The following is an 18762-nucleotide window of genomic DNA, read 5'->3' as shown; positions in this document are numbered from 1 at the left end:
GACCTCTAGCGTAGGTTGGTGCTGGGTTTGGTGGGGAGAGTGAAGTGGAAGATGGTGCCCTGGTCGGGCGCGCTGGTGGCCCAGATGCGTCCGCGGTGTTGATTGATGATGCTACGACATATTGCCAGGCCGAGGCCTGTGCCGCCCATCGCGCGTGAGTCCGAGGCATCGCCTTGCTGAAAGCGGTCGAAGATGTGTTCGAGCTTATCAGCAGGGATGCCTCGGCCCTGATCGCGAACCTCGATTAGCGCTTCATTCTCGTCAAGATTGCGCGCTGTAAGGTGGATCTCGCTGCCTTCGGGAGAGAACTTGATCGCGTTTGAGATGAGATTGTTCAGCGTCTGCAGAATGCGGTCAGGGTCGGCCCAGACGTTGACACCATGAGCGGCGAAGAAGATGCGGATATTCGGCCGCGGAGTGCGCGTCTGTTGAACGCTCGCCGCTCTTCGCAGCAGATCTTCTGCGCTGCACATCATCGAATGGAGCTCTGTCTTGCCGCTGCTGATGCGCTCAAGGTCGAGAATGTCGTTCACCAAACGCACCAGCCGATCGGAGTTACTGATGGCAATCTCAAGCATCTGCTGAGTCTTCTCCGGGCGATTGGTGAGTGCGCCGCCGGCGAGCAGGCCAAGCGCTCCACGAAGTGAAGTAAGCGGCGTGCGAAGCTCGTGGGAGACGGTGGAGATGAACTCGTCTTTCATGCGGTCGAGGGCGCGGCGTTCGGTCCTATCGGTGAATGCCACAACGACACCAAGCGCTTTGGGTGCGCTCGAATCAGGCGACTGCGAGTCGATCTGCGGCCTCGCGACATACTCCACCGGGAAGCAGCTGCCATCTTTGCGCCAGAAGATCTCATTCGAGATGCGGACCGTCGCGAAGTTGGTAAGGCTCTTGCGGATCGGTGAGTCGGCGGAGGCGTAAGGTGTACCGTCGGCGCGTGTGTGGTGGATCAGTTGATGCATGTTGCGGCCCAGCATCTCCTCCTGCTTGTAGCCGAGCATCTGAGCCGCGGCGGAGTTGACGACCGTTACCTTGCCTTCGAGATCGATACCGTAGATACCGTCGCCGACAGACTCGAGGATAGAGTCGGATTGCCGCGTGAGAGTGCGGAGTCTGCCTTCCGCGCGAACCTGCTCGCTGATATCAACACCGAAGCCGAGAACGTACGGTGCGCGTCCGGGCACGACGATCAGCTTGTTCCGGTAGGCGACTACGCGCATATCTCCATCGCTGTGAGAGAGGTGTAGGAGGCCTTGCGCTTCGCCGGTCTCGCCTATCTTTTTCAGGTAAACAGGCAGAGCGGCCTTCCTGTCGGGCACGATGAACTCCTCGAGATTATGCCCGGTCATCTCCTCGATCGTGCGCCCCAGGGTTTCGGCGCCGTGAGTGTTGATCGACAGAAGTGTTCCGCGCAGGTCGTGGGTGCAGACCATGCCCAGCGATCCTTCGACGAGCTGGCGGTAACGCGCTTCGCTCTCGCGCAAGGTCGCTTCGGCAGCGCGTTGAGTTGTCACATCAATGCCGGTTGCAATGATGAATGCAACCTGACCCTGCGTATCGGTCAGCGCAGTCGCGGACCACGCGATGCGTCGTATGCTGCCGTCACGGTTGAGCCATTGATTCTCGTAAGCGGCAGGGAAGTGGCCAGAGCGGAGACGTTCGAAGGTCTCAATGGCTTCGGGAATCTCCTGACGTGGGATCAGCTTGTCCCACGCGTAGCGGCCGACAAGGGTGGGGAAGTCGTAACCCGATGCGTTCTCGCACGCGCGATTGAAACGAACGATTCGACCGGCCGGATCGAATACGGCGACTAGTGCGCCCACGGTATCGAGAACGGCCGAGACGAAGTTTCGCTCCACGGTAAGGGCAGACTCTACACGCTGGCGTGAACGAGCGGCACGGTCCATCTGACGGATGCGACCATTGAGCTCCAGACGCGTGATGACCTGGCGGCTGAGGACGCTGAGAGCCGAGGATTGAGCCGGAGTCAGCGTGCGGGGATGCCGGTCCAGTACCAGCAATGCTCCAATGCTTACTCCGCCGGGAGTTGTCAGCGGCGCGCCCGCGTAAAACCGGTAGAGACGACCATCGATAAGAATGCCATCGGGAGCGTAGTCGGGGTCGTTGCGTGCGTCGGAGATCTCGTAGACCGTGTCGCCCAGAATAGTGGTCTCGCAGGGAAGGCTACCGAGCGCAACGTCTTGTGAGTCGATCCCAAAACGGGAGCGTAGCCAGATGCGGTCCGAACCGATCAGCGAGATAGCTGCGACCGGCGTGTCACAGATCTGCGCAGCCAGGTTCGTCAGGTCATCCAGGATGGGATCGGGCGCACTGTTGAGTACCTCATATTGGTTGAGGGCCTCGATTCGCAACGCTTCGTCTTTGACCAGGAGAGCATTCATTTCAACAGTTCGATCGTAGGGGATGTGCAAAGGATTGCGCACTCCTACTTTTGTTGCAGCAATGATTTACGGCTTTGGAAGGGTGCAGCACTCCTTCGTTGGAGGAGGCTCTTCTGCGCTCGCGTCCAGGGCGACCTTCCAAGTGCCGTTGGGTAACTTCTTCCATATGGTGAAGTAGCGTCCCGAGATCACCACGGGCTCGCCATTTTTATCTTTACTATGGCCTTCATAGTGCCCCCAGGTGAATCCCATGTCGTTGGAAGGGCCCATCTGGGCGCCCTGCGGAGTCCAGGTAAGCTGATAAGTCTTTGGATCCCACTGAGCCTGTGCGGCGATGGCGGTGCGGCCAAGAATCGCAGGCTTACCGTTGTTGAGAGTAACTCCATCTTCTGCGAACCAGCTGCCAAAGGCTTTTCCCCCGCCTTCGGCAACCGCCTGCGAAAAGCGCCCTTCCAGTTCGAGCAACACCAGGGCACCGGGTGTAAGAGTCGGTTGGGATAGCGGGTTGGAGACGATCCCAGGACTCTGTGCTAGGGAGTCGAAACCGGAGGTGGCAATGATCCCCGACCCGGCACCGCTCTGAGCGATCGTTTGAGCGATCAAGGGAGAAGATGCAATAGCGCAAAACATGATGCTGTTGAGGGTTACGCGTAGCATAGTGTGTATGCTATCAGCGCTCGAAAAGGGTTTGGAGAGCATCTGCTTTCTGTTGAAGACTGGTATTCTTCGCACCTGATGTTAAAGACGAACTTTCAGCGCTTTCTGTTGCTTGCGGCTGCGATTTTCCTCTCAGCTGGAATCTTGCAGGGGTTGATCCATGGCCCCGCGGTTCGCTATGCGGGAGTCGCCCTGCGATGTGTCGCCATCGTGCTCTTGGCTCTGTTTGCGCTCCAGCGCCGCTCCCTAACGCCTTGGATATTCGTTGCAATGGTAACCGGGGCCGAGCTTGGCTTCGATGCGCCCGTGTTGGCGATCAGCCTCCGTGTCTTCAGCGACATCTTTTTGCGGCTGATCAAGACCATCGTCGCGCCACTGATCCTCGCCACACTGGTGACCGGCATCGCTGGTCATGGCGACCTCAAGAGCGTCGGCCGGATGGGAATCAAGAGTCTGATCTACTTCGAAGTGGTTACGACGTTGGCGTTGGTCATCGGTCTCGCAGCCATCAACCTGAGCCATGCTGGAGTTGGCCTCTCTCTGCCCCCGGCTACCTCCGGCGAGACGATCGCATCGCAGCCCCCAACTCACTGGCAGGATTTTCTACTCCACGTCTTCCCGGAAAATATCGCCAAGTCCATCGCCGAAGGTCAGATTCTCCAAGTGGCCGTCTTCGCGGTCTTTTTCGGGATCGCCCTGGCCAGCCTCGATGAAAAAAGACGGACTCCGGTTCTGCACCTGTTCGAGAGCCTGAGCGAGGTCATGTTCAAGTTCACCAATGTTGTCATGTACTTCGCTCCGGTCGGGGTGGGGGCCGCGATGGCCTTCACCGTCGGCCAGATGGGTCTTGGAGTTCTGGTGAATCTAGGCAAACTTCTTCTGACTTTGTATGGTGCCTTAGTGGGCTTCGGCCTTCTCGTTTTGCTGCCGGCTGCGCTGCTTTTTCGTGTGCCGGTTCGGCGATTCCTCGCGGCTGTTGCCGAGCCTGCGACGATTGCCTTTGCCACGTCGACCAGTGAGGCAGCTCTTCCACGCGCGATGGAGTCGATGGAGGCCCTCGGCGTCCCGCGCCGGATCGTCGCGTTCGTTATTCCTGCGGGCTACAGTTTTAACTTGGACGGCTCGACGCTCTATCTTGCGGTTGCCAGTATCTTCGTGGCGCAGGCAGCGGGAGTTCATCTATCGCTTGGCCAGCAACTCCTGATGATGGTGACTCTCATGCTGACCAGCAAAGGAGTCGCGGGGGTTCCCCGTGCAACGCTAGTCGTCCTGCTAGCGACGGCGGCCACCTTCCGCCTGCCTACCGAGCCGATCTTCGTCATCCTCGGCATCGACGCGCTCGCTGATATGGCGCGCACATCGGTCAATGTTGTGGGAAACTGCCTCGCCAGCGTTGTTGTAGCCAAGTGGGAGGGAGAGTTCGGCACGGAGCCGATCTCGGCGGTGGTTTTAGAAGGAATGGCCGAGTGACGGACACTAAACTCCGAAGCAAAGAGCAGGTGCCGAAGCACCCGCCAGCTTGGAGATGGGCATCGCCGTGGTTACATTGCCGGGGGATGATGTGGGTCGATGTGCTCTTTGTCAACCGCTTTTTTCGCAGCTGCAGGTCGAGATTTCACAGCGCCGTTCGGATTCACCGAGTCACGAAGTTCCTTCGACGGCTTGAAGAAGGGAACCCGCTTAGCTGGAACATCGACCTTGGCTCCAGTCTTTGGGTTTCGGCCCGTCCGGGCATTTCGCTGGCGGGTCCGGAAGCTTCCGAAGCCGCGAATCTCGATCTTGTCACCGGTCTTCAGAGCTCCGATGACAGCATCGAAGAGCGTATCGACGATAACCTCCCCGTCACGGCGGGTCAGGTCTCCAAGAGAGGTCACTTTATCAACAAGGTCGGCTTTAGTCATAGTGGGTTCCTTTCGTACTAGGGGGAGGGCGATCGGGCCCGGCAAAGCAATCCGTTGTTGTTGATTGTAGACGGGATGGAGGCTAAAAGGTTGTGCAAGAAGTCAAAAGAATCAGTCGACCAGGTATTGCGTCATAGGATGCAAAATCCGGCCTATCGGTCGGAAGATCAATAAAAAAGAGCCCCATTCCTTCGGGGCTCCGTTCTGTTCTTGCAGGGTTTAGCGAGGTAAAGACTGAAGGACCGTATCTTACTTCCACATAAAATAAAAACCCGGGGCACGGTTCAGCAACTGGCTGGGGTTCGGGAACAGGTCTTCGCCGTCGTCGGCGAGCAGAGCAAACAGCCCGCGCTTATTTTTTGAAGGGCGCACCACATTTGGTTCGCCGGAGATTCCTGCCTCCCTGGCAGTCTCCATCAAAGCCATCCGATAGCCGCCTACCTTATCGATCAAGCCTAGGGGAAGGGATTGCTGCCCCGTCCATACCTGGCCGGTCGCCAGAGGTTTGATCTTCTCGTCCGTGGTATGGCGCCCAGTCGCGACGTCATGAACAAATTGCGTGTACATGTTATCGACCAGTGACTGAAAGTAAGCCTCTTCTTTGGGGGTCAGATCACGGCTGGGATCGCCCGCATCCTTGAATTCTCCGGCGTGGATGACCACGTTCTTCAACTTGGCCCAGCGCAACAGGTCGCCATAGTTGGTCCACTCCATGATCACTCCAATTGACCCGACAACGGAGGCATCGTTCGCATAGATCCTGTCGCAGGCGCTGGCGATGTAATACGCTCCGGATGCGCCCACCGACTCGATGGAGGCGACAACCTTCTTATGGCTCTCCTGCCGCACCCGCAGCACCTCGTGGTAGATCTCCTGAGAGGCAGCAGCCCCGCCGCCAGGCGAGTTGATGTGAAGAAGAATCGCCTTGACCGACGAGTCATCCCCAAACTTGCGCAGCTGCGTGTCGATGGCTTCAGGAGAGAGAATCGCCCCGGAGATGTCGATTACCGCGATGCTGTCCGAACTTAAACCCAGCCCAGCCGAACGTCCGCTGACCGAACGCGCCGTGACCCAGACCATAAACGTGACCAGCAGAAACACAGCGGCCAGGGAACCGGCGATGATCCCTATATAAAACCACGCGGAACGTTGGCGCGGGGGAGGGAAGCCTTGCCGTGGTGGATAAGGATAAGCAGGCGTTTGCGTGTAGGAAAACGATGGCGGCGGTGGCGGTGGCGGCGGTGTTGAGTAGTCTTCCGGCATGTTGTGGAGTTTAGCAGGCGTCTTGATTGCGGTGCGCAGTCGCGGGTTGAGCAGCTAGCCGGGGAGAGATGCAGGCAAAGTGAAAAATAGAGCCAATTGATGCGGTTTTTGCGTCAAACATTGCAGTATGATAAATCGCGACACGCTCCGTGTATCTCTCTGGAATCGTTGAAAGAAAGTCTGACGTTATGGCACATCCGCAGCTAAGTATCGTAATTCCAGCCTACAACGAGAGCGCTCGTATCGAGAATGCTCTGGACAGGGTGTTGTCGTGTGTCGCGGAACAGGGCTGGGATGCCGAGGTTCTGGTCGTCGACGACGGCTCCACCGACGATACCGCTGTGATCGTACAACGTTGGATGACGCAGCACCCGCGTCTTCATCTTGTGCAAAACCCCGGTAACCGCGGCAAAGGCTACTCGGTGCGCAACGGCCTTCTTCAGGCCGCAGGCGAGATTGTCATGTTCACCGATGCAGACCTTTCGGCTCCGATGGAAGAGGCGGAACGCCTAATCGCGGCCCTGAACGATGGGGCAGACGTGGCGATCGGCTCCCGCTGGATGGACCGGACTCGTCAGACGATCCACCAGCCGCTCTATCGGCAGTTCTTCGGTCGCTGCTTCAACTGGGTCACTCGAACTGTCATGGGCCTGCCGTTTAAAGATACCCAGTGCGGTTTCAAGGCATTCAAGCGCTCCGCCGCTCAGGTCATCTTTCGCCTGCAGACCATCGAACGCTGGGGCTTCGACCCCGAGATCCTCTTCATCGCTCGCAAGCTGAAGTATGTCATTCGCGAGGTCCCGGTCACCTGGGGTCACGACGAACGCAGCCGTATGAGCTACCTGAAAGACGGCATCAAGATGCTGGAAGACATGGCGCGCATTCGAGGTAACTTCGTGGCCGGCCGATATGACAAAGCCATCGCCGCCATGAAGGACACCAGCGCAATGGTGACTCCTCAAGTGGAGCAGGTGGCCAAGGTCAGCAGCGCGGAAGTCCGCTAGGTCCTTGTGCAGTCTGCCGGCTGGTTTACTACGGCCCCCCGCCTTGGTAAAAAGCGTCTCCCTATTCGGTGCTGTGTCCTTTATGCTTTCTCTTTCCGATTTCTAATATCGCATTAGAAGGATACTGACGTTAGAACGAATATCGACGATTGCAAGGCGCGTCGGAAAATCTTGTCCGAGCCGGTAGTTCGGCCTCCAAGTAAACCGGTAGTTTGCACCCACGAGGGAGAGATTTTCTTGAGGTGTCACTCCGCCCCTAGTCAAATGTAAATGGTGTTAATGCTGCCGATGATGTTGCCCCGCTGCGATTTGAGTATAGCGAGACAGAGACCGCTCGACGCTAAGTTCAGCATCGCAACGGTGAGAACATTCCCGAGGCTCGTTGGAGGCAGCTTCCTTTGCGGACCGCAATGGCGAAGGTGCCAGACAGCAAGCCAATTGTGCCACCGAGAATGTGCAGGATCAAGAGCGGGAATCGCGTACTTTTTACGGCGTTTTCAGCACTTACGATTGCGAAATCATCTGTGAAGTGAGTCTACGCGCTTTGTGGCGGAAACGTTCGTAGTTTGTGAAGTGTATAAGCGCTAACGCCAAGCTCATCGTGCATCATTCCTGAGGAGCTCTATTGCCCATAAATTCTCGGATGGTCGGCAAACAGGAATTTGTCCGGTTATAGAGGTTCACTTTCGAATAGTCCGTTACCTACCCTCGACTCAGAAACCAAAGATTTCTCTTGTCTGGAGCGTTTGTTAAGTGACTTGGCGATAATGCGTTCGTTGACGACCTGCGGGAATCGTGGGAGTACGGCGTTTTGGGACACATCCTCTGGAACCCCGAGTGGGGTGAATTCATCAGCATCCCAAAGATGGTCATCGGGATGGCCACAACCTGCGAAGACAAATCTCGAGGAGCGCCAGGAAGTCATTCGGAGTGAAGTGTAGTGATTGGATCCAAGCGCATGGCGCGCAGCGCTGGGATGTAGCTGGCGGCGAGCGCGACAGTGGTCAGTGCAAGGGTGACGCCAGCGAATGTGGGCAGATCGGTCGACGACACGCCGTAGAGCAGTCCAGCCATGAGGTGAGAGACAATGAGCGCACCCACTACACCGAGGCCGGCACCAGCGACCGCCAGTCCGAGTCCCCGGCGCAGGACCATCTTGAGAATATTGCCTCTTTGAGCTCCCAGCGCGAGACGAACGGCGATCTCACGTCTTTGTTCATTCACAACATAGGAGATCGTCCCGTAGATTCCAAGTCCGGCAAGCAGCAAGGCAGTGGCCGCAAAAAACGCCACCATTTCCATGGAGAATCGCCTAACGGAGAGCGAGGAGGAGAGAACGTCACCCAGCGCCTCCGCACGGAAGACCGGAAGTTCCGGATCGACAGCCTGGACCTGGCTTCGCTCCTGTTCGAGGATGGTGCTGGGATCGAGTTGTCCGCGAAGAAAGATGGCCAGGCTTTTGGCGGGGTGCTGGTATATGCTGCGGTAGATCTGCGGCGTCGCCACGTTGGCCAACGATTCCGTGCGAGCATCCGCAATCACGCCGACGATCGTGGTCCAGGCTGGCTTGGCCGAGTTCAACAGTTCGCGGGCATCCAAGTGCAAGCGGACACGTTTGCCAAGCGGGTCCTGGTTTGGCCAATAGGTGCGAGCCGCAGCCTGATTGATGACCGCAACCTGGGGCGTGTCCTCAAGGTCCTGGTTGCTGAAGAGGCGTCCTTTCAACAGCGGCATGCTTAACAGGTGAAAGTATTCGGGCGAAACGATGGGGCTATCGATCACAGGTGCCTGATTGTCCATCGTCTCGATACCTTCGCGGATCAATGGCAGTGGGCTTGGATTGCTATGGCCCAGGGGAAGAGCGTCCACGTCGCCGATGGCCGCCTCTTCTACACCCGGCAGGATTCGGCTGCGGCGAAGAACCTCGCGCAGCAAGACCGACTCCTGGGTCGCGGTTCGGTAGATATCCTGATTGGGATCGTTAGGCCCCGGAAGCCAGCTTTGAATGGCCATAACGCGGTCAGGATTGAAGCCGGGCTGTACCTTGAACAAGTCCCAAAAGCTGCGCAGCAGAAGACCTGCGGCGACCATGAGCACCAGCGAGAGCGCCAATTCACTGATGACCAGAATCTGGCGGGCGCGCGAGCGTCCATGTGAACCTACAGACCCGCGGCCTTCCTGCCTGAGCGTACCGATCAAATCGACACCGCTCATAAGCCAGGCGGGAGCAAGCCCGAAGATGGTTCCGGCTGCGACGGAGACTGCGAGAGCGAATACCAGCACGCCCCAGTTGATCGATATGTCGCTCATGTGCGGGAGGCTCTCCGGAACCAACTGCAGCAGGAACTTCCTCGTGAAGAAGAGAATCGCACAACCGGCGATCCCGCCAAGCAGGAAGAGCAGCAGACTCTCGGTCAGAAGTTGACGGATGAGACGCGTTCTTTGCGCTCCCAGAGCCTGGCGAACCGCGAGCTCACGGCCTCGCACACTGGCCCTGGCGAGCAGGAGATTGGCGACGTTGACGCAACTGATCAGGAGGACCAATCCTACGGCGCCGAACAGCAAAATGAGAGATTGTCGAACGCTGCCGACCACGCTTTCGCTCAGCGGAGTCAGGCGCACGGTCCACGCGGCCTGTGGCGGATATTCCTCCGGATATTGCTTTTTCAGCGATTCAACCAGCGCATCGAGGTGCTCCTGCGCGGCCGCAATCGAGAGACCGGGCTTCAAGCGCGCGACCGCTCGACTCTGCAGACGTAAACCGCGCCGTGGGGGCGGAAACGGCAGACCGGCCATGCCGGCTCCCAGCCATACTTCCGTATTCCGCTCCTCGCTGGTTGAGCCCAGATCGCGAAAGCCGCGCGGCATGACGCCCACGACGTGATAAACGTCGTTGTCCAGGCGCAGCGCTTTGCCGACAATGTGCGGGTCGGCTCCGAATTCTCTCCTCCAGAGCCCATCGCTGATCACGGCCTCTAGGTTGAAGCCGGGAGTCGCATCGTTTGGATCGAATGTACGACCCAACTGCGCGTCTACACCGAGGACCGTGAAGTAATTCGGCGTAGCGTGCTTGTAGCTGAGACGCTCGGGCTGTGCACTGCCGGTCAGGTTCACGTCTGCGCCGGTGCCGGAGACCGACACGGACTGGAATATCCCGGAACTCTCGAGGTCTCTCCACTCAGGGACGGAGATGCCGACATTTTGCGCGCCTACGCCCGGAAGGTCGTCCTGAACGCGCACCAGCTCGGATGGGTTTGGATACGGCAAAGGGTGCAGCAGCGTGGCGTCGATTACGCTATAGATCGCGGTGGTGGCTCCGATGCCCAGCGCCATAGTGGCGATCGCAATGAAAGAGAATCCAGGAGATTTCAGGAGCATGCGAACCGCGTATCGCAGGTCGAAGAACAAATTCTCAATAAAGGGAATGCTGTGCTCGGCGTGATGGCCCTCCCGAATCGCCTGGGCCGCGCCTAGTTTAAGCGTCGCCTGCCGCCGTGCCTCGGCGGGCGACATTCCGCCGCGGAGATTCTCCTCTGTCTGGAACGCGAGATGTTCGGCGATCTCATCCTGCAGGCGTTGGTCGGCAGTCCGTGATGTGACGAGATTCGACAAGCGTATAAGCGAGCGTCGCAGGAATTTCATGTTAAATCCTCCGCCTTGAGTTTGAAAAAGCGCGCGATGATCGCTGCTGTTTGCTCCCATTCGCGGGTCTCCGCCTGGAGTTGCTTGCGGCCGGCCGCGGTAAGCCGATAGAAGCGCGCGCGGCGGTTGTTCTCCGATGCGCCCCACTCGGAGGCAATCGAGTCTTCATGCTCCAGCCTGAGCAGCAAGGGATAAAGCGTACCCTGGTTGACAGCCAGAAGGTCTCCGCTAATCTGCTCGATGCGCCGGGCTATTCCCCAGCCGTGCTGCGGTCCCAGGACATCGAGTGTCTTGAGGACCATCAGTGCGAGCGTACCTTGCAAGACGTCGGGCTTTTCCTTCATGACAAATCAACCTTTAGGTTTCCAACAGGAATAATATGGCATGCTTCCTTTTGGAAAGCAACAGGAAATATTAACTTTTGCCGACAAACCCAGAAGAGCCGTCGGGAAACGCCGGAACATTGTTTATTGAAGCGGCGAGTTTGATTTCTAACGAAAAGTCGGCAAGTGTCGAGAGATCTGCAAGTAGCTCCAACCTCAACTGTTGACTTCAGGTCAATGCACTCATTGAGTTCTGTGCCGAGAGCCTTGTGAGTTCCTGATCGACTGCGAACTGCCCGGAGCTGTCTGGTTCGGGCTAGTTCGAATGGCCAGTTGTAGCAGTGCACGAAGACCGGTGTTTTGAGGGCAAAATAGAATCTGCCACACACACTAACTCATTGGGTCGGTAGCAGCCCAAACACTGTCACCCCGTTTTGCGTGCCGACGTACACCTTTCCGTTCACGATCACCGGTGCAATAAACTTGTTGCCGTTCCCAAAGTTGTCGCGTCCATTCGCAGCTTGGCCGCTGTTGTACAACTCATGCGACAAATTCGCCGGATCGTACGCGTGCAATACCCCCGGCATCGTCAAGCCAGACTCTAACGCCCACACGATCCCATTCTGCGTCCCATTCGCCGAAATCGTTGGCGTTGGCCCCGGATGCTGGAACGTCACCGACGTCTTGTTCGAAGGATTCGTAGCCATCACCGCATTCGTCAATGGAAACGCCTTCAGCACATCCCCGTCAGCCGCGTAGTACACCACCCCGTTGAAGTACGCTGGCGTCGAGTACACCATCCCCGCCATCGCCCCTGGAATCTCCTGGTAGATATTGCTGTCCATCGGATCGCTCGCCGGATTGAACTTACCCATGTTGTCCCGATCGGCCAGATAGATATTCTTATCTTTGCCCGCGGCCACAATCAGGTGATGCACCCCGCCGCTGGCATCCTTCTGATCCGGCAGCAGCATCGCTCCACCCGATCCCAAATCCAGATCCTCGCTCGACTCCGCGCTCCCGTTATACGTCTCAAAGTAGTCCACCACCGCCAGCTTCCCACTCGCTGTCGAAAGTTTCACCATCGCATTTCCGTAATCGCCCTGCGCCGGAAATCCCGCCGTCGTCAGCGTCGTATCAAACGTCCCATTCGCATCCAGCAGATAGATGAATCCGCTGCTGTCTGCAGCCATTCCATCCCCGCTCATCCAGATCGAACCCTCGTCCCCATCCGGCGTCAAGTTCAGCAGCTGCGTCTGCTGTAGCGTCGACTCGCTATACCCCATCACCCAACCCGTGTACAAACCCGCATCGCAGTGAGAAGTCCAGCCTGTGTAGATCGTGCCGTTCACCAAAAGAAGCCCCGCCCGCTCCGCATATTGCGCAGGATCAAAGACCACGCTGCCGTTCTGGCTATTGTCTCCCGTTCCCGGATAGCTGGCCGCAATCTCCGTGGGTGTGGACAGATCCGCGCCTGTCGTCAAGTCCAGCGCATGCAACCGATGGTGATATCCCCCACTTGTATCCTTGGTCATCCCGATAGTAAACAGAGTCCCATTTGTCCCCTGCTTGCGATCGATTACCGGAGTCGAGGTGATCCCGATCTCCGGCGTAATCTGCGAGCATCCATGATCGTCGCTCGTCGTCTCGCCGCTGCCCAGGAGCGACTTCACCCACAGCTGTACGCCCGTATCCGCGTCGAACGCATACACGCTGTCATGCTCCGTCGCCACATACAAGACATTGTGCAGCCGGCTGCTCGACTGTCCGAGTATTGGTACATTCGCCAGATAGAGCGGCTGCGCATCCACCTTGCCGTCGGCCGCATCAAACGCGATCTTGCCAAACTGCGTCGAGTTCACATTGCTCGGCGTAAGAATCGTCTCCTGCGCATTCAGCCCATCACGCGCGAGGTCGTAGTGGAACGTCGTCACATCCGGCGCGTTCGTCATCGCCACCGACTGCACCGTCAAAACCAGCGACGCAGTATGGACGATGCCTCCTGACGTACCCGTGATCGTCACTGTGGCCGATGCCGACGCCACACTGAGCGCCGCCGACAGAATCGTGCTCTGCGCCTTCCCCGGAACAAGACTCAGTGTCGCAGGATTCGCCGTCACTCCCACAGGCAGTCCCGCAATCGTAACCGCCACCGTGCCGCTGAACCCGTTCATTGCGCCTCCAGTCACACTCACCGGCACACCAGCTGCTCCGCCGACCAACGTCAGCGATGTGGGCGCCAGCGTCAGCGTAAAGTCGGGCGGAGGCGCGGAGATGGTCGCTGCTACCGTGGAGCTGTGCGTCAATGCCCCGGAATTCCCCGTCAGCGTCAGCGTAGCGTTCCCCACCATCGCGCTCGCCGCCGCAGTTACGGTCACACTCTGTCCCGTGCCAGGAGTCAGCATAAGCGTCGCCGGCTGCGCGGTCACCCCAGCCGGCAGTCCAGTAATTGCAACTGCAACCATTCCAGTAAAGCCGTTCGCCGCTGTCGCAGTCACATTCACCTGCTGTCCCCCAGCGCCCGGCATAAGCGTGATCGCCGCAGGCATAGACGCGAGAGAGAAGTCCGCTGGAGCCGGTGCCGGCGCACTTTTCCCTCCGCAAGACGTCAAGGCAACGGAGAACACAATCAAACCGATTCCAGCTCTAAGCCCACTACGCAATCCTGCACCTGGTCCGTTACCAAGACACCCACTCATCGCCTTCGAGACAGGTCCCATAACCACCCTCCGAGACTGAACACTTAACCTGGACTACCCGCACCTGTCCATTCAAGACAAACCAAAACTACATCCATCCGCTCCGCCAGCTGTCACCAAAATGTATAACTCTGGTCCGCGCTCTCAACCCGAGTTGAGAAGCGGGTAGACTTAGACTACGCGCCCGGGGGCGACTTGGACTGCGACCACGTCAAATGAGAGTTTGCTGACCGACGGCCAATCCGCGATAGACAGATGCAGAAAAATCGTATGTCTGTGCGAAATTGAGTGTTGTCGATTCAATTTGACGATCCGTAACCAAAAACCGGATCCATGCAGCATTTGCGTTTGCTAATTGTGATATGTCCAGTCAAGAATGTTAGCGTTCATGCTTGAGCCGCCACTTCCCGCTGTGAAGCCCAAATAGGCAGTTGTGCCACCAAGTACGCTGGCTAAATTCACAGCTTCGGTCGCGGTAAAGCTCGCAGATGTTGTAGTGTCGGTAAGCGTCAATGTAAGGTTCGTACCGTCGTAAGTGACGTGCGCATGCAAGATGTGTCCGCTAGTCAAGATTACATTGGAAGGAGTCAGATTCATGGAAGGTATCGTTGGCTGTGCTCCATCTGTATAGAACCCGGTAGAGTCTGATCCTTCACCGGAGTTGTTGTGAATATCGAACTTGATTGCCAGACTTTTTCCTATTCCAGAAATTCCGCCTCCGTATCCCAGCGCGTTTCCTGTCGATCCAATGGCCAAGGGTCCTTTAGTTTGAATGGCGAAGGTAAAACCATCTGCCACCCCGTTGAGAATCTGAAAATCAAAGTCGGTCGTAAATGTAGCAATGTTGACAGCCGGTGTAAACCATATCGAACTTCTGGAAGAAGTCTGGCTTGCAGTCATCATCTGCAGCGTCGAACCGCTCAGAATCCCAACTCCGTTAAAGATGAAACTGCTTGCGGCACCCGCGAAACCGTTTGGGAAATTGATTACTTCAGTCGTCGGACTGATCGTGTACCCGCCACTTGACACAGAGCTTGCCGAAAGACCTGGAGCAATAGCCACCGCTTGAATAGTCTCAGTTGATCCAACCAGAATGGGGCTGGAATACACCGAAGAACTGGTGCTGGGTGTTGTGCCGTCCACCGTGTAGTAGATGACACTGCCCGCTGTGGAGTCGGAGAGCGTAATGCTTTGCGCACTCGCATATGTGCCTGGCGCGGGGGAGAACGTCGGCACGGCGGTAACACCAGGTACCGCAGCCGAAATCACATAGGTTGCAGTCGTGACAGCGCTTTGCAAGCCAGATGGCGCAACACCTAGCGCTTCGAATGTTGTCGTCGTTCCTGCATTAACCGCAATAGGGTTGCTGTACACCGAAGAGGATGTTGTCGGAGTCGTGCCGTCCATCGTGTAATAAATCGCGGCACCCGAAGTGGTATCACTGAGCGCAATGTTTTGCGTCGTCGTATAGCTGCCACTCGGGGGACTGAAGGTCGGAGATGCAGGAGGAACTGCGGCCACCGAGGCGCTGTAGGTCCAGGTTAGGATCTTCTGGATTGCTGTGCTTCCGCCGGATCCGCCTGTGAAGCCTACATATGCCGTATTGGCTCCGACAATCTGGGGAATATTAATCGCCTGACTGTAGATAAATGTCTTAGCTGCGATGATGTCGGTCAGAGTTAACGTTAGAGTGGTGCCGTCATAAGACAGATGAGCCTGCATGATGTTGCCACTCTTCAAAATGACCCCGCTTGACGTCATATCGACGGCAGGAATCGTGGGCATTGCTCCATCTATATAAAAACCAGTAGAGTCGTCGCCCTCTCCCGAGTTGTTGTGGAAGTCAAACTTAACAGCAACGCTGGTGGGCATGGCTTTCGTGCTTGCATAACCTAACGCCGAGCCGTTGCTTCCAAGTGCAGTGGCCTTTGCATTCTGTATTGTGAACGTGAAGCCGTCCGCTTGCGGATTAATAAGCTGGAATGCAAAGTCTGCCGTAAAGGCGCGAATATCAATGGGTACGTTATAGAAGGCGCTCCCCGCCTGGCTAACGCCTCCGCTCGTGAGTAGAAGGCACGCGTCACTACTGGTAGTAGCTGAACCGTTAAAGGTGATTCCAGTAGCGGTTGAAAAGCCGCTGCCAAAATTTATGCTCGAACTGCCGGGCTGTATAACATAAGCGCCCGCGACAGCGTGATTTGTCAGCCGCGCCGGATCTACTGCTAAGGCGCTTATGGTTGTATTTGCTCCCACCGCTATGGGACTCGAATAGACAGCAGATGAGGTCGTGGGCGTGGAACCATCCAGCGTGTAGTAGATCGTGGCGGAGCTGTCCCTGTCGGACAATACAACCTGCTGCGCTGAGTTATAGGTGCCTCCGGCTGGGGTGAATACCGGCAACGGCGTCAATGGTGACGGAGTGAAAGCTGCGGAGGTTATCGAGCTCTGAAGGTAGTTGGTTCCACTCGCCATCGCTTTGACCGTTGTAGCGGCCGTTAGCCAGATTGGCGAAGTATAGAGATTGGAACCAGTGGTAGGAGCTGTTCCATCCAACGTATAAAAAATATTCGTCGAGGGCGTTGCCGTACTGAGCCATATCTGTTGGGGCGAATCGAAGACACCCCCGTTGGGTATGAAGGTTGGCACCGCAGCAACTGGTTCGCCGTTGAGTAAGCCAAATACATCAAGCTGATGCTGCGCTCCGACGTACACGTTGCCATTCGTGACAATAGGTACAACAAATTTGTTGGACAGACCAGGATTGTCGCGCGGCTGCTTATCGCTTTCATACAAAACCTTCGACAAGTCGGTGGCATCGAAAGCGTAGAGAACCTCGGGAGCAGTGCCCCCGGTTTGCCGCACAGCCCACGCTATACCGTTCTGTGTCCCGTTTGAAGATATAACGAAACTAGCCCCCGGGAAGCCGGAGGTAATAGTGCCCCGGCTGGAAGAGGTAGATGCGAGTACACCATTATTGAGGCTAAACGCTTTAGGGTAGTCTCCAGTACCCCATATATAAACACTTCCATTCCAGTAGGCGGGAGTGCTGAAGATGCCTGTCGTTGCGCCCAGAATATCCTGCAAAGCGTTTGTGTTCGAAGTGCCTCCGGGTAAATAGCCACCGAGATTATCTCGATCTAAAACCACGATGCGTCCTTCTTTTCCCGCCTGTATTAGGAGGTGAGGATTGGGACCTGTTCGATCGGGCAACAGAAGGACCCCGCCGGAGCCCAGATCGTGATCAGCTGCGGATAACGCAGCCTGATTGAAGGTAGTGAAGGCATCAGTCACAGCAAGACTGCCACCTGACAGACTAACTTCCACAACGCTGTCCCCGAGATTGACACTCGGATTGAAAGGAGGGAAAGGAGTGTTCAAGCCATTACCCGTTGAAAAGAACATTCGCCCGCTGGTCCCTCCATTGTCGATTGGCATTCCGGCACCGGACTCCCAGACACCAGCTCCAGAACCGCTGGGAGACAAACAGATAGCCCCAGTCTGGGCAAGTGTTGTGCCATCAAATGCCAACAACCAGCCATGCCATGGGCCGTTATCACCGTGAGAACCAAACCCGGCATACACTATGCCGTTGTAGTAACTTAAGGCCGCGCGGTTCAGCTGCCATAACGGACTAAACGCGATTTGGCCGCCTGAGCTGCCAGCTCCTGTGCCCAACGCCGTCGCTTGAATTACTGTTGGGCTGTTTGGCTGCTCTGCTCCGGTGAGTATGTTGATCGCATGCAGCCGCTGTACATATCCTCCACCTTCCTTCGTCTTGCCGATGACGTACATCGTGTTGCCAGTGACGTTGATCGCAGGGGTACTAGTGATTCCTATTTCAGGAACAATGTCATTTGAGTCAACATCCGCGCTGGGAACCGTGGTTGCGCCAGGCGCAGCGCCATAAGCTGAGTTGAGCAGGCTTATCTGCCACAGTGGCTGCGCATTTGTGCCAGCATTCGAATCAGCATCGAAAGCGTAAACGGAGTCATGCTCGGTTGCTACAAAAACAACGTTGTGTACGAGCCCATCGGTCATCGTAAGGCCGTTGATGTAGAGAGGCTGGGCATAGACATAACCATCTACGGATCTCGAAAAAAGCAGACCGAACGATGAGCCAGTAACATTAGTTGGAGTCAGTAGTGTCTCCTGAATATTTGCTCCCGCCTCAGTATTGTCGTATCGCCAGGTAGGCACATTTACCGAAGTCGCGACTTGGCCCAACGCTGCCTCAGTCATAGCAGTGAATACGCAGAAAAAAAGCGTTGCTCTTAACAAGGACCTCGCAGCTGCTTCAAACCTGCTTGAAATGTAAGGTGGAAGACCTGAGATGGCCAGACCAATAGGCACAAATTTAACCAGCGACATGACTCCCCTCCAGCGTCCCAAGGTTGTTTCGTTGAGAGGGGAGGATGAATCAAATTCCTAACGAGTTTCCAACCAAGGGCCGAATCGAACGACAGAACTGCAGCAGGATCTTTCGCTCCCGCGGCAGGAGGCCAACAAACGTGCCGACTCATGCAGCACATTAAACGCAAAATGTAATGCATCTGAGCCGAACACGTGTATGCACAGTAGTAATGAAAGCTGGTTACTTTGCCGCGTCGTACGAGCGCCAATCGCAACTTCTTTTAATGGGGATAGTTGAAACACCAACCTACTCGCAGCCCTTGGCCACGCAGACAAAGTCCGTTCATTCAATCAACAATGTTGTTCATGACATCTAAGCTGTCGAATTTTCCCTTGATGACCTGCGATTGGAGATGTCAGCACGAAAACATAAGTGTGCCCATCCTCGGCTCCTTCCCCGAAGGATGGGATGTAAACTGCTCCACACCCAATCCCGCAGGCCTAAAACGTCTAACAAACGG

10 protein-coding genes are annotated in these 18762 nt (G+C 56.6%); 2 read left to right on the top strand and 8 right to left on the bottom strand.

What is annotated here, in order from left to right:
- Positions 1-5: 5 nt before the first annotated feature.
- Both HDF08_RS11445 and HDF08_RS11440 read right to left on the bottom strand, forming a co-directional pair.
- Entirely contained in the window at positions 6-2402 is a 2397-nt protein-coding gene (locus tag HDF08_RS11445; RefSeq protein ID WP_179638580.1) for a PAS domain S-box protein, read from the bottom strand.
- 66 nt (positions 2403-2468) lie between these two features.
- Positions 2469-3059 (bottom strand): YybH family protein, encoded by a 591-nt coding sequence (locus HDF08_RS11440; RefSeq protein ID WP_257030986.1) that lies wholly within the window; start codon positions 3057-3059, stop codon positions 2469-2471.
- 78 nt (positions 3060-3137) lie between these two features.
- On the opposite strand from HDF08_RS11440, the gene HDF08_RS11435 reads away from it, so the two are divergent.
- Positions 3138-4529, top strand: coding sequence for a dicarboxylate/amino acid:cation symporter (locus tag HDF08_RS11435; RefSeq protein WP_179638579.1), 1392 nt, complete (start codon positions 3138-3140; stop codon positions 4527-4529).
- Positions 4530-4600: 71 nt separating this feature from the next.
- Here the strand turns inward: HDF08_RS11435 and HDF08_RS11430 are convergent, their stop codons facing one another.
- Positions 4601-4960, bottom strand: coding sequence for an HU family DNA-binding protein (locus HDF08_RS11430; RefSeq protein WP_179638578.1), 360 nt, complete (start codon positions 4958-4960; stop codon positions 4601-4603).
- A 249-nt stretch (positions 4961-5209) separates the two neighbouring features.
- Complete coding sequence (gene sppA, locus HDF08_RS11425) at positions 5210-6223, bottom strand: signal peptide peptidase SppA (RefSeq protein ID WP_179638577.1); 1014 nt, start codon at positions 6221-6223, stop codon at positions 5210-5212.
- A 188-nt stretch (positions 6224-6411) separates the two neighbouring features.
- On the opposite strand from sppA, the gene HDF08_RS11420 reads away from it, so the two are divergent.
- Positions 6412-7227, top strand: coding sequence for a dolichyl-phosphate beta-glucosyltransferase (locus HDF08_RS11420; protein ID WP_179638576.1), 816 nt, complete (start codon positions 6412-6414; stop codon positions 7225-7227).
- Positions 7228-8148: 921 nt separating this feature from the next.
- Here the strand turns inward: HDF08_RS11420 and HDF08_RS11415 are convergent.
- From HDF08_RS11415 to HDF08_RS11400, 4 genes are all read right to left on the bottom strand, one after another.
- Positions 8149-10869, bottom strand: a complete 2721-nt coding sequence (locus HDF08_RS11415; RefSeq protein WP_179638575.1) for an ABC transporter permease — start codon at positions 10867-10869, stop codon at positions 8149-8151.
- Positions 10866-11213: a PadR family transcriptional regulator gene (locus HDF08_RS11410; RefSeq protein ID WP_179638574.1), complete on the bottom strand. Its 348-nt coding sequence runs from the start codon at positions 11211-11213 to the stop codon at positions 10866-10868. Before HDF08_RS11410 ends, HDF08_RS11415 begins: the two co-directional genes overlap by 4 nt.
- Positions 11214-11587: 374 nt before the next feature.
- The gene (locus HDF08_RS11405; RefSeq protein ID WP_257030985.1) at positions 11588-13741 is read right to left on the bottom strand and encodes a hypothetical protein; all 2154 of its coding nucleotides are present in this window, start codon (positions 13739-13741) and stop codon (positions 11588-11590) included.
- Positions 13742-14242: 501 nt separating this feature from the next.
- Positions 14243-18259: a chitobiase/beta-hexosaminidase C-terminal domain-containing protein gene (locus HDF08_RS11400; RefSeq protein ID WP_179638572.1), complete on the bottom strand. Its 4017-nt coding sequence runs from the start codon at positions 18257-18259 to the stop codon at positions 14243-14245.
- Positions 18260-18762 lie beyond the last annotated feature (503 nt).

Origin of the sequence: Tunturiibacter empetritectus (assembly GCF_013410875.1) — a bacterium.
GTDB lineage: Bacteria > Acidobacteriota > Terriglobia > Terriglobales > Acidobacteriaceae > Edaphobacter > Edaphobacter empetritectus.
This window is presented reverse-complemented; position numbering and strand designations above follow the sequence as displayed.